We start from the raw sequence: 13,368 nt of genomic DNA, 5'->3' as shown, positions 1-13,368 counted from the left end.
GGAGCGAAGATTGCTGAAGTTGTACCGGGCCGAGCGTTCGGACACCTTGGTCTCGGCGTTGGCCACGCTCCTCCGTACACCGCTGTCGGATCCATTCGCCCAGGAAACTGTTGCGGTGCCGGCCAAGGGCGTCGAGCGTTGGCTCAATCAGCGGCTGTCCTCCCAGCTAGGTACGTCCGGACCGTCAGCAGTGGACGGAATTTCTGCGAACATCGCGTTTCCTTCACCCGCGCGCCTGGTCGCGGAATCCGTGGCTGCGGTCAGTGGAATCACGGCTGACGACGACCCATGGTCGCCGACGCGATTGGTGTGGACGGTTCTCGACGTGATCGACGAGTCCCTCGGCGAGCCCTGGTGCGGAGTCCTGGCGAAGCATCTCGAAGGCCATCGTGAAGGTCGACGGTTTGCCTCCGCCACACATGTCACCGAACTCTTCCGCAGTTATGCCGCGCAACGCCCACAGATGCTGATCGACTGGGCCGCCGGGCGGTTGACCGACGGACACGGATTGGCGCTGTCGGAGGATTTCGAATGGCAGGCACGTCTGTGGTGCATCGTCGCGGACAAGATCGACGTTCCGGGGCCCGCAGAGCGACTGGGGCAAGTGAGCCGCGCGCTGGTCGAGGACCCGGCCTTGGTCGACCTACCGGAACGTCTGTCGGTCTTCGGGCCGACCCGGCTGCCGGTCGATCAGCGAATGATCTTGAGCGCACTCAGTGCGAATCGGGACGTGCACATCTGGCTCCCGCATCCCAGCCCCGCGCTGTGGACCAAGATGAGCTCGCGCATGCAGCCTCGAAGTGAGAGCACGATCCGACGTTCGGAAGACGGGTCAGCGCTGATATCCGCCAATCCGTTGCTGTCGAGTCTTGCTCGCGACGTTCGTGAACTTCAGATCAGCCTCGGTGCCGCCGAGTTCGAGTCGGTGCATCTTCCCGAACCAGCCGGCCCGAAATCCCTCCTGGCGACGGTCAAGGCCGATGTCATCGCAGATCGTGCTCCCAGCGTTGCAGCGGAACCGGACGGGACAGTTCAGGTCCACGCTTGCCACGGGCCGGCACGGCAGGTCGAGGTGCTCCGCGAATGTCTGCTCCGATTGTTCGAGGACGACCCGACATTGCAGCCACGCGACGTACTCGTGATGTGCCCGGACGTCGAAACGTACGCACCCTTGGTTCGTGCTGCATTCGGGCAAGGTGTCCATGGACACCCGGGGCATCTTCTTCGAGTAAAGCTGGCAGACCGCGGATTACGTCAGACCAATCCTGTCCTGGCCGTTCTCGGCTCTCTCCTCGAATTGGCCGACGGCCGGGCCACAGCCAGTGAGGTTCTCGACCTTGTTGCGACCGAGCCTGTCCGCACACGTTTTTCGTGGGGCGACGACGAATTGGAAAGACTGCGGGAATGGACGACGGAAGCGGGTGCTCGCTGGGGAATCGGTAGTCGGCAGCGTGCCACGTTCGGTCTCGATGCATTTCCGCAGAACACCTTCAACACCGCCATGGACCGAATCTTGTTGGGGGTCAGCGCGGACGAATCGGAAAATGCCTGGTTGGATCTCGCGCTGCCACTCGATGACGTGGACGGCACAGACATCGATCTGAGTGGACGTTTCGCAGAGTTCGTCGATCGCCTGGCAGTCTCGCTTCGCGATCTTGCCGGCCCACATTCGCCGGCCGAATGGCTTCGTGTGCTGATGCGGGCCCTGGATCTACTGACCGACACTGCGCCCGCCGATTCCTGGCAGAGCGCGGGGGCCCACCGCGAACTTGTAGCTGCTGTCGAATTCGGCGGAGAGACGGTGTTACGTCTGGCCGATGTTCGCGCGATGCTCTCGCGCAGCCTCGCTGGCAGACCTACGCGTGCCAACTTCCGAACCGGCGAACTGACGGTGTGCACGATGGTTCCGATGCGTTCGGTGCCGCATCGCGTGGTCGTTCTGATCGGGCTCGACGACGAGGTGTTCCCTCGAACCGGTGGAGTCGACGGCGACGACATCTTGTCCCGTGATCCAGTTGTGGGGGAGCGTGATCTGCGCAGTGAAGACCGGCAACTGCTTCTCGATGCCGTGATGTCTGCGGGTGAGCATCTGATTCTGTTGTATACCGGTGCCGATCCGGTCACCGGTGTCGTCAGACCGCCGGCGATCCCCCTCAGTGGCCTCCTCGACGTACTCAGTGCGACGGTGGGCCCGGAAGCGATCAACGGGGTGCTGACTCGACACCCGTTGCAGTCGTTCGACAATCGAAACTTCTCGCCGGATCAGCCGTTCAGCTTCGACACGGCAGCGCTGGCCGGTGCCAGGGCTGCTGCCGGAACACCGATCGAATTGCCGACAGTCTTGTCGGCCAAGCTACTCGAGGTGCATCCGAAGGAAGTGAACCTTGCCGACCTGGTGAACTTCCTCGTACACCCCGCCCGTGGTTTTCTGCGCCAACGCCTCGGCGTCCGGGTACCGGAACTCGACGACGACATCGCGGATTCGCTGGCAACCGAGCTCGATCCACTGTCCACCTGGGCTCTGGGTGACCGAATGCTTCTCTCGCGCTTGGCTGGACGCAGCTCGGCGGATTTCCGTGCAGCCGAGTGGCGCCGCGGTACTTTGCCGCCCTACAACCTGGGCGCCTCGGTTCTGGGCAACGTCGAGTGGGTGGTAGACCAACTTGCCGGTCTTGCATTGCCACACCTCGAGGGCGACTCCGAGGCTGTCGACGTCGACATCGACCTCGGTGACGGGCGTCGTCTCACCGGAACGGTAACCGGTGTGCACGGCAATTCAGTGGTGCGAGCGTCGTATTCCTCACTGGCGCCTAAACATCGAATGACGGCCTGGATAAACCTGCTCGCCTTGAAAGCGCACGGACGACCCGGTGCGCTCGATGCAGTCTCCATCGGACGGGGTCGGGGAAAGATAGCAGCGGCACGGTCGGTGCTCGATGCGCCAGGCAATGCGGTCGAGATCCTGCAGCAACTGGTGGACCTACGCGAGCGGGGGCTGCAGCGTCCGTTGCCGATGTGGGCCGCTACTTCAGCCGAATATGCGCGCCGACGCTTTGGTGGCGAGTCGGTCGACGATGCGACAAACGGTGCGGACACCCAGTGGACCGGGCAGTACGGCGAGATGATCGATCCGAGCAACGCTTACGTTTTCGGAGAAGCTCGAACACTGGCGGAGTTGGCTGCGGATCCGCCGTCGGACGACGAATTCGTCTGGGCCGAGGAACCGACTCGATTCGGAGTTCTCGCCCGACGACTGTGGGATCCGTTGCTGACCAACGAAAGAGCGGAGTAACCCGTGGACTTCGACCTTTTGGGGCCGCTACCGACCGGCACCACGGTGTTGGAAGCGAGCGCCGGAACTGGCAAGACCTACGCGATCGTCGGACTCGCGACCCGTTGTGTTGCCGAAGGTCTCGCTGACATTTCGCAAGTTCTGCTGGTGACATTCAGCCGGGCCGCCACTCAGGAACTTCGTGAGCGTGCCAGGGAGAGGTTCGCCGGAGTGTCCGCCGCTCTGGTCGACCCGGAGGCGGCGAGGCGGTCGGATGATGATCTGGTGTCGTACCTCGCCACAGCTGACGACGAGGAGATCGGCGTGCGGCGTCGTCGACTCCTGCGCGCTCTCGCGGAGTTCGACGCCGGCACCATCACGACCACCCACAGTTTCTGTCAGAGGATGCTCGACGGACTCGGCATCGCCGGGGAACGCGAACCCGACACAACTTTTGTGGAGTCGGTCGACGACCTGATCAGTGAGGTCGTCTCGGATTTGTACCTCAGCCGCTACAGCCGGACGGACTCGTCTCCACCGTTTTCCACGAAGGACGCGCTGGCCATTGCCCGAAGCGCAGTCGGCGATGGCCAGGCAATTCTCGAACCCGACGGCGAGGAGGAGACCGCTCCCGGTCAGCGAGTCCTGTTCGCGGCGGCTGCTCGTCTCGAGGTTGAACGACGTAAGCGGACCAAAGGAATTCGCGACTTCAACGATCTCCTGACGCTGCTGCACGGCGTGTTGACGGATCCGGAATACGGCCCCGTCGCGTGCCGTCGGGTGCGCGAGAAGTTCAAGGTCGTGCTGATCGACGAGTTCCAGGACACCGATCCGTTGCAGTGGGACATTCTGCGGTTGGCCTTCCACGGTCACACCACCCTGGTCCTGGTCGGTGATCCCAAACAAGCCATCTATGCGTTCCGCGGGGCAGAAGTCCTGAGTTATCTCGATGCGGTCAATCAGGCGGATGCGCACCAGGAGTTGACCACCAATTGGCGCAGCGATCCAGGGTTGTTGGCGGCACTCGAACACCTCTACGGCGGCGCCGCACTGGGTAACGAGGGCATCGTCGCGCATCCAGTAGAGGCTTCGCACAAGAAGTCTCGGTTGTCCGGCCCGATGCCGATGCGTGTACGCCATCTGCCGCGTACCGGAGCCGGACCGCTCAATCGTTCGGGATTTCCGGCCGTAGGCAGACTTCGCAGTCGCGTCGCCGACGACGTCGCAGCAGACGTGGTCGGACTGCTGGGCAGCGATGCCCGCTTGGCAGTCGACGGTGATCCGCGCCCGGTCGAGCCGGGAGACGTCGCGGTATTGGTGCGCACCCACAAGCAGGTGGCGATGATTCGCGATGCCCTCGATGCCGTAGGTGTACCGTCCGTGTTGACCGGCGGTTCCAGTGTTTTCGCGACACCCAGCGCAACACAGTGGCTATGGCTGCTGCAGGCGATCGAGCAGCCGCACCGGTCTGATCGCGTCCGGTTGACCGCCCTCTCTCCGATTTTCGGGCGCACCGCCGAAGAATTGGACCTCGACGGCGACAACGTCGTCGCGGAACTCGCGGGTCAACTGCGTTCATACTCCGGGTTGTTCGCACGCGTCGGGTTCGCGGCCGTGTTCGAAAGGATCTCCGCCGAAACGAATCTGGAGAAGCGTGTACTCGCGGCCCCGTCCGGCGAACGAGATTTCACCGATCTGCGGCACGTCGCACAACTTCTCGGCCGCGTCGCCACCGAGGAAGCGTTCGGGTTGAGCGCATTGGTTCGCTGGCTCTCCGATCGGATCAAGGATCCGACGTCCGGGAGTGCCACCGACAGAAGCCGTCGCCTCGACAGTGATGCTGCCGCTGTACAAATCGCAACCGTGCACGCCACCAAAGGGCTCGAATTCCCGATCGTCTACGTCCCGTTCAGTTGGGAGAGCGTAGGCGGCTTCAACTCTCCGACGCAGTTGTTGCACGATCCGGATGGGCGCCGCATCCTCGACGTCGGTGGGCAGGAAGGCCCGGGGTACAACGCCAGAAAGATTGTTGCGGAGGCTGAAGAAGCAGGCGAAGAACTGCGACTGCTGTACGTGGCGCTCACCCGGGCGCAGTGCCAACTCGTGCTCTGGTGGGCGCCAAGCTACGGGACCTCCCGCTCGCCACTGCACCGGTTGATGCTCGGACGTACACCCGGCATCGCCGAACCTGCTCGGGTAGTGAAGGTGCTCGACGACGGTACAACCGCAGCACGACTCGCGACGTGGCCGGCAGCAGCTTCCGATGTGATCTCGGTGGAACCTGTTGGTCCACATCCTCCGTCGCCCGTCCAGTGGTCCGGTGCAGCCGCGAACGTGACCGAACTGGCCGCGGCGCGTTTCGATCGAGACCTGGACACTCTCTGGCGTCGTACGTCGTACTCGGCACTGACCGCCGGAGCGCACCACGCGGTCACGAGCACCGACAGTGAGGTAGAGGATCCCGAAAAGGACGACGAGCCAGAGGATTCCGTAGACGTCGGGACCGTCACCCCCTCGCCGCTGGAGGCGTTGCCTTCACCGATGAACGGTCTTCCGGCGGGCGCCGCATTCGGCACGCTGGTGCATGAAGTGCTCGAGGTAGTGGACACGGCTGCTTCAGACCTGAGAGCGGAACTCGGTATACGCTGCGCCGAGGCGGTCTCGGTTCGGGCGGCCGAGGTCGACTCCGAAGCACTCGCGGATGCGTTGTTGCTGGTGATGCAGACTCCACTGGGATTCGGAACCTTGGCCACGATCGCGCCGAAAGATCGTCTTCCCGAACTCGATTTCGAACTCCCACTGGCCGGTGGCGACGATCCGGTGTCGATGAGTGTCACACTTCGCGGAGTGTCGGAACTGTTGAGGCGCCACCTTCCCCCGGACGACATTCTGGCGTCGTACGCCGACCATCTTGACCGTGTCGAGACGTCACCGATGCGCGGGTTCCTGACGGGCAGTATCGACGCCGTCTTGCGGATCCCGGGCCCGTCGTTCGTGATCGTCGACTACAAGACAAATCGGCTGGGCCGCGGCGATCTGACGGCTGCCAACTACACGCGCGAACTCATGGCGACGGAGATGATGCGCTCGCACTATCCCTTGCAGGCACTGCTGTATTCGGTTGCGCTGCATCGATATCTGCGGTGGCGACTGCCCGACTACGATCCGCATCACCATCTCGGAGGCGCGCAGTATCAATTCGTGCGGGGGATGCTCGGCCCGGACAGTCCGCCGGAATGTGGTGTATTCGAATGGAAACCGCCTGCTCAGCTGACGGTTGAACTATCGGATCTGCTGGCCGGTCTTGATGCGTCCCACACAGTAGGGGAGAAGATTCGATGACCGAGGCGCAATTGGCGCAGCGCGCCAAAGGGATCGTGCGAATCTTCAATGAAGCCGGGGTTCTGGTTGCCGCCGACGTTCATGTCGCGACGAGAGTGTGCAGCCTGGGCGGTGAAACTTCCGAAGAAGTGATGCTGGCCGCGGCGTTGGCAGTTCGGGCCGTGCGATCAGGTTCGGTGTGCCTCGATCTACGACGGATGCGCGATGTGAGCGTCGACAATGCGACGGAAGACGAACTTACGTCGTTGCCGTGGCCCGAACCGTCGGAGATCGTTGCCGCCCTTCGGCTGAGCCCTCTGGTGATCGGCGGCAACGCCGGACCGCTCAGGCCCCTCCGGTTGGTCGACACGGACGACGGTGAGCTTCTCTACCTCGATCGGTACTTTCTGCAGGAGCAGACGATTCGGCGAGTGCTCGACGAGCGTGCGTCCACGTGGCCGCCCGCCGACCTGGAAGCGGTCCGAACGCGCCTGGATTCGCTGTTCGTAGACGAGAACGGGCCGACCACCAGCCCTGATCGTCAACGGATAGCCGCTGCTCTCGCCGCGACACAGTGGACGACGGTCATCGCCGGTGGGCCCGGAACCGGCAAAACCCATACGGTCGCACGTATTCTCGCTCTCCTGTCGGAGGAACTGGGTTCGAATGCTCGCATCGGGCTGGCCGCACCAACGGGTAAGGCCGCAGCACGTTTGCAAGAGTCCGTACGTGAGCAGACCGCGAGCCTTGGCCTTCCCGAAGAACTCGCGGCCATGACCCTGCACCGGCTGCTCGGTTGGCAGCGGGGGAGTTCGAGCCGCTTCAAATACAATGCGACCAACAGACTTCCCTACGATGTTGTCGTCGTCGACGAGACGTCGATGGTCTCCCTCACCTTGATGGCGCGCCTGCTCGAGGCCGTTCGCCCCGATGCCCGTCTGCTGCTTGTCGGCGATCCCGATCAGTTGACCTCAGTCGACGCCGGCGCTGTTCTTGCTGACCTTGTCGCCCGCCCGGTAGAAGTCAGTGGAAATCCGGCGCTGACACAGTTGGTGGGTGACGATCTCACGGCCACCGGTTCCGAAGAGTCCCTGAGTGTGGACGAGCAGGATCGTCTGCGGGGCGGGATCATTCAACTCTCACGCGGGCGCCGCTTCGACGGAACCATCGCGTCGTTGGCCAGGGCAGTGCGAGCGGGAGATTCCGCTGAGGTTCTGCGTATCCTGCGTAGTGGCGATCCCGCCGTCTCCTTCCATTCTCCCGAGGATGTTGACGCATTGCGCGCCGATATCGTTGCGAGTTCAGAGGTGGTGACGAGGTCGGCCGAGGAGGGTGATGCGATCGGCGCCCTGAAAGGCCTGGAATCGCACCGCCTTCTGTGCGCGCACCGTGACGGACCGTACGGTGTCGGGCGGTGGGCGCAGCAGGCGATGGAGTGGGTCGGCACGGCATCAGGGCAATTCCTGGATCCGACGAGGTGGTATCCGGGCCAACCCCTGTTGGTGACGGCCAACGACTACGAGGCCAAGATCTACAACGGGGATGCCGGGGTGATCGTGCAGCGTGAGGATGGCGTTCCTATTGCTGCATTCCAGCGGGGGAGTGATGCGTTTCTGATTCACCCGAGCCAACTCTCGTCGGTGCAGACCGTTTACGCGATGACGATTCACCGGAGCCAGGGCAGCCAGTACGACACGGTATCGGTGATGCTGCCGGCCGAGGCTTCGTCACTGCTCACCCGGGAGTTGTTGTACACGGCGATCACTCGCGCCAGAAACCATGTGAGGGTAATCGGCACCGAGGATTCCGTGAGGGCGGGAGTTCAGCGACAGGTGCTCAGGGCAAGTGGGCTGCGTCGGGAGATCCGTCCGTACGACGGGCCGTGAAAGTCGGATGTTGCGGATTCTCTTGGTCATACGTTGTATACGACGAACACCTTGCGTACGGTCTCGGTGACCGTCCACGTACCCTTCCATCCGATTGGGAAGATTGCACTCGTACCGGCAACGAGATGTACGGGATCGCCGTCGTCCTCCTCGACGGTCATGGCGCCGGAGACGATAGTGATGATCTCGCCGCGGGTGAGGAACTCCCACCGCGACTTTCCCGGTTCGCTCTCCCAGACTCCGGATTGAATGCGGCCGTCGTCACTGGTGAACTCGACATCTGCACGAGTGATGATGTCTCCGCCGAGTGGCTCTGCACTGGGTTGGCCGAGCAGTGCTTGCTGGAAGATCCCACTTGCGCTGTTCAACTCTGCGGCACGGAAGGTAATGGTCACAATTCAATCCTGACTTTCGAAACTCATGTGAATCATCGGACTTGTCGATGATGTCGTGTGTCTGCTGGGTCGGGATAGGTTCACTTGTCGCATCTTTCGGCACTTCGCTCGTACAGATGTCGAAAGTGCGATCACCCACCACTTGGCCGGGTTGAGGGACCCAGCTGACGCCGAAACAGGCCCGAGCCAATGGCAAACGGCCCCGCGTCGGTGATTTCGAACGAGGGTGATCGGTTGTCGGGCCTTAGGTGATGGTCGTGGTCAACGAGGTGATGAAGCGCTCGGCTGCGGCGTCGACCTCGGCGTCGGGGGTGAGCAACCTCTGCAGCAACAGTCCTCGCAGACATGCGGTTGCGATGATGCTCTGCTGCTTTGCATCCACCACTGTGAATCCTTCGCGAAGGGCTGCCGCTTCAAGGAGATGAGCCAAGTCGTCGAGGTCGGCGGCGAAATCTTGAAATGCTTTGTGCTCGTAAACCGCAAGTCCGGCCAGGTGAAAAAAGGTGCGGCTTCGATCTTCATGGTCGGCGTTCGAGTAGAAACTCCAGATCGCCCTGCACAGGGCCGCGAACCCGAGATCCTTGCCCATCGCGGCGATGACGAGGTTGTCACGGCGGCGCGCTTCCGACAGTACGGCGCTGAGGAGACCTGGTCGTGATCCGAAGTGATAGGTCAGAAGCGTGTGGTGCACGCCGAGTCGCTCCGCTACTTGGCGCATCGACAGCTTCGGACTTGGGCCGGTTTCACCGAACTCGTCGAACAGTGCCTGTAACAGTCGCTCTCGACCCTCCCCAACCGGCGATCTCACGCTACCTCCATTGACGGGTTCACCACTGTTGAGTACGGTACCGCATATCGAATTCACCAGTGTTTAGGAGAGTGGTTTCTAATGCTCGGGAGGTCCCTTTGACTGACGTATGGTTTGCCGGCGGCATGGTCGCGGATGGATCGGGTACCGACCCGGTCGAAGTCGACGTGTGCGTGAGTGGCGGCATTGTCACAGCGATCGGACAGGCGCCGTCGGGTTCGACGACAGTTGACTTGGACGGCATGCTTCTGACTCCGGGGCTGATCGATGCTCATGTCCACCTGGGTATTTCGAGTCCGATCCGAAGACAATTCGGGTTTGAGCTCTCGGCAGCCGAACTGGCGGCGGGCATCTTCGCCACCGCGGGCGATGCCCTCGACGCGGGCTTCACCACGGTGCGAGACGTCGGTGGCATCGACGGCGGAGTCGTCGACGTTATTGCGAGCGGCAAGGTGCGTGGTCCGCGTGTCCTCTCGTGTGGTCCTGTGCAGTGCCAGACCGGCGGACACGGCTACTACGGGGCCGCATGGGAGCCGACAGAGCTGTGGAACATGCACCACATTCCAGGGCTCTGCGCCTTGTCCTTGATGTCGGGTAATGCCGACGAGCTACGACGCAACGTGCGCGAATCGTTCCGCCGAGGCGCAACATTTCTGAAACTGTGCGTCACCGGCGGTGTCGTCGGAGGCCATGACCGCCTCACCGACACACAGTTCACCGTCGAGGAAATCTCCGTGGCAGTGGAAGAAGCAGCGTCGCGCGGCACCTACGTCACGGTCCACGCGCACAACAATGCGGGCATTCGCAACGCAGTGCGGGCGGGAGTGCGGTGCGTGGAACACGGCACCGACATCGACGCGGAGACTGCCCAGTTGATGCGCGAGCATGACGTGGCTCTGGTCCCCACCTTCGCCGTGGTGGAGCAGTTGACGGACACCGAAAGCATGGACCTGGACCCTGCAATACGAGAGCGTGCAGCCGGAGTGCGTCAACGCATGGCCAGAGCGCTCGAGGCCTCTCGCGCAGCAGGCCTGAGGATCGGCCTGGGCTCGGACCTCATCGGGCCGCACCAAAAGCGCCGAGGTGAGGAGTTGCGCTTGCGCGCGGAGTTGGAGTCGCCGATGCATGCACTCGTTTCGGCCACCAGCGTCAATGCCGACATTCTCGGTATCGGGGAAACCGTCGGGACTATCCGCGTCGGTATGCAGGCGGACATGGTTGCCTGGCAGCAAGACCCACTCCGAGACGCAAAGGTGTTCGCCGATCCGGACATGGCTGCTCTCGTCGTGAAGTCCGGCAATATCGTCAAGGGAGACGTTCGATGAGCGCAATGCTGCACGGATGTTTTGCAGACACGGAGTACTTCGAAATAACGGCGAAGTCGGGGCACAGCTACGGCGTCTGGGTGACCACACCCCCCGGCTACGCGGACTCCACGGATCCCTTACCGCTGATCTACGTGATGGACGGCAACTGGGCTGTAGGTCTTACCGCCCCGCTCATCGTCACGCAGGCAGACCCGTACCTGACGGTCGCCCCGTACATCCAGGTCAGTGTCGGATATGCCGGTGAGGAAGCCGCCAACTGGGCACGGCTCCGCAACCGCGATCTCGTGCCGCCTGGGGAACCGGTAGGCGAAGAAATGATGGCTACTCTTGCCGCTGCTCGCGACTCGGGTGCAATGACCCAGGAGTACGTGGACGCCTACCTCGAGGAGCTGGCAGACACCCACGGGGACGTCTTCCTCGACTTCCTGACCAACGAACTCCACCCTCGCCTGTACTCGTCGGAGCTACGTGTCAGCGAGTCCGGGCACGGACTCTTCGGGTACTCGTACGGAGGCCTTTTCGCCCTCTACGCATGGCTGCGCGACGCGCCCCCATTCGCGACCTTCGGTGCGGGTAGTCCCGGAGTTGTGAACGCCGACAGCCAGATTCACACACTGGTCGAGGCACTGCCCGAGCGTGGCGTGGGCTCAGTTGTGCCGCAGCTGCACGTCACGCTGAACGAAGCCGAACTGACTGGACCCATTCCGATCTATCGCGGACTGTCACGCAATGTTCTCGCCGTCGTGGAGCAGTTGCATGGCAAGGGACGGTCGCAGGATGTTTCGACCGCGTTGTTGCACGAGACGCACGTCACCGGGCTGCAGGCATCGTTCCTGAGCTACTTGAAGACCTGCCATGCACGTTAGCTCTCCGTCCCGGAGACGATGTGCCGCTGACACGTTCTAGGGCGATTTTCCGTAGACGCCGTTGAAGGAGAAGTCGGCTGTGGGTGTCCACCACGTAGTGGACACCCACAGCCGTGTCTATTCAGTTGTCGCGGCTATCGATTCGCCAAGCCGGACAAGACTTCTAACCCATGACCGTCCCGGTCGACTCGGCATTGGGTGCCCGAAGGCGGGAGAATGCGCCGAGGTCGATTTCGAGCCCGGTGTGCATCCCGACATAGGTCAGGGGATCAGCGTCGTGATCGTATCCAGCTTCCACTTCGTCGATGATCCTGGACATGAGGCGCCCAGCGATGGGCGCATTTTTGAATTGGTTCCCGCTGGTGCCCATGGCGACGTAGAAACCTTGCCTGTCTGTCTTGTCATAGATCGGGGTCCAGTCAGATGCTGCGTCGTACACGCCGGCAATACCTTTCGGTTGTGAAGGGACCTCCAGGGTGGGGAAACGCCTGGCGGCGCGGAAAACCTGCGCTTCGAACCGGGCAACAGTGCGATTCGGGTTTGCGGTATCAGGATCGTCGATCCACTCGAGCGGATCGCAATCCGGTTCGGTTCCGCCGACGAGGAAACCGTTTCCAGGTTCGGCTCGCATGTAGGTTCCGAGATCCAAATCGGCGATCATCGGGCCGAGGATCTCGTTTTCGTTGTACCCAGTGGGCGCGGTGACGTGATGGACTTCCTGACGCAAGGGCCGAACCGAAACCTTGAAGTCGGACCCGACATTCGACAGCTTGTTGAACGCTCCTGACCAGGGGCCGGCGGCGTTGATGACAATCTTGGATTTCACACTTTCCCCGTCGTCGAGCCCTAGCTGCCAGATGCCGTCAGGCAACTGCTCGACTGCCACCACACGCGTGTTGTATGCGAAAACCGCACCGTGCGAACGTGCTGCCGCAGCAAGATTCGCGGCTGCCAGTTGCGGGTCGTCGACGAACCCCGCCTGCGGTGTGTACAACGCGCCGAGCGTGGTTTCCGCATCTGCGAAGAAGGACTCCGAGTCGACTGGCTTCGGTGGATAGTATTTACCTGCGTCGATACCGGGAATCTTTTCGACGAGTGTCGTTGCGTCCCACAGTTGGTAGTCGATTCCGATCTTCTCGAAGAGTCCAATCGTGCGCGCGTGGGGTGCGACGTCGACATCGAGCAGTGCCATCCCGCATCGCCGAAACTTCGCAAGCGCGCCGTCGACTGTCGCGTTGAGATGCTCGTTCCAGTTTTGCCAGCAATGCAGCGACTCCCAAGCCGCAGCCATACCGTCGAATGTGGAGTAGTTGAACCGGATGACCGCACTGGATGCACTGGTCGAGCCGTAGCCCGGACCACCAGACTTGTCGATGACCAGGACTTCGTAGCCTCGAGCGGCCAGTTCGTAGGCGATGGAGCTGCCGATCACTCCAGCTCCGACCACAACTGCATCGGTCTTGTCGGTAGGCACTTTCGGCCCCTCTTTCTAC

General features: G+C 62.3%; 8 protein-coding genes. 5 read left to right on the top strand and 3 right to left on the bottom strand.

Going from position 1 to position 13,368, the window contains the following annotated elements; genetic code table 11:
- The first annotated feature begins 10 nt into the window (after positions 1-10).
- The 3 genes from recC to recD are packed head-to-tail and all read left to right on the top strand — an operon-like array spanning position 11 to position 8,478.
- Positions 11-3,292 (top strand): exodeoxyribonuclease V subunit gamma, encoded by a 3,282-nt coding sequence (gene recC, locus EEB12_RS11225; protein WP_060938424.1) that lies wholly within the window; start codon positions 11-13, stop codon positions 3,290-3,292.
- 3 nt (positions 3,293-3,295) lie between these two features.
- The gene (locus EEB12_RS11220; protein ID WP_141487773.1) at positions 3,296-6,613 is read left to right on the top strand and encodes a UvrD-helicase domain-containing protein; all 3,318 of its coding nucleotides are present in this window, start codon (positions 3,296-3,298) and stop codon (positions 6,611-6,613) included.
- A complete protein-coding gene (gene recD, locus EEB12_RS11215) occupies positions 6,610-8,478 on the top strand; it encodes an exodeoxyribonuclease V subunit alpha (RefSeq protein ID WP_141487772.1) in 1,869 nt (622 codons plus the stop codon). The genes EEB12_RS11220 and recD overlap by 4 nt, the downstream gene beginning before the upstream one ends.
- Before the next feature lie 26 nt (positions 8,479-8,504).
- Here recD and EEB12_RS11210 read toward each other — a convergent pair whose 3' ends face one another.
- Positions 8,505-8,873 (bottom strand): cupin domain-containing protein, encoded by a 369-nt coding sequence (locus tag EEB12_RS11210; protein ID WP_020906254.1) that lies wholly within the window; start codon positions 8,871-8,873, stop codon positions 8,505-8,507.
- A 244-nt stretch (positions 8,874-9,117) separates the two neighbouring features.
- Positions 9,118-9,681 carry a TetR/AcrR family transcriptional regulator gene (locus EEB12_RS11205; protein WP_141487771.1) on the bottom strand — a complete coding sequence of 188 codons (564 nt, stop codon included), beginning with the start codon at positions 9,679-9,681 and terminating at the stop codon, positions 9,118-9,120.
- A 98-nt stretch (positions 9,682-9,779) separates the two neighbouring features.
- Between EEB12_RS11205 and EEB12_RS11200 the strand changes: the two genes are divergently transcribed.
- Both EEB12_RS11200 and EEB12_RS11195 read left to right on the top strand, forming a co-directional pair.
- Positions 9,780-11,006, top strand: a complete 1,227-nt coding sequence (locus tag EEB12_RS11200) for a metal-dependent hydrolase family protein (RefSeq protein ID WP_020968452.1) — start codon at positions 9,780-9,782, stop codon at positions 11,004-11,006.
- The gene (locus tag EEB12_RS11195) at positions 11,003-11,875 is read left to right on the top strand and encodes an alpha/beta hydrolase (RefSeq protein ID WP_020968453.1); all 873 of its coding nucleotides are present in this window, start codon (positions 11,003-11,005) and stop codon (positions 11,873-11,875) included. The genes EEB12_RS11200 and EEB12_RS11195 overlap by 4 nt, the downstream gene beginning before the upstream one ends.
- A 163-nt stretch (positions 11,876-12,038) precedes the next feature.
- On the opposite strand, the gene EEB12_RS11190 is transcribed toward EEB12_RS11195, so the two are convergent.
- Complete coding sequence (locus tag EEB12_RS11190; protein WP_141487770.1) at positions 12,039-13,349, bottom strand: NAD(P)/FAD-dependent oxidoreductase; 1,311 nt, start codon at positions 13,347-13,349, stop codon at positions 12,039-12,041.
- Positions 13,350-13,368 lie beyond the last annotated feature (19 nt).

Source organism: Rhodococcus sp. WS1 (assembly GCF_003797745.1).
Taxonomy (GTDB): domain Bacteria; phylum Actinomycetota; class Actinomycetes; order Mycobacteriales; family Mycobacteriaceae; genus Rhodococcus_F; species Rhodococcus_F erythropolis.
The sequence above is the reverse complement of the archived record's forward strand: the minus strand, read 5'-3'. Positions and strand labels throughout refer to the sequence as shown.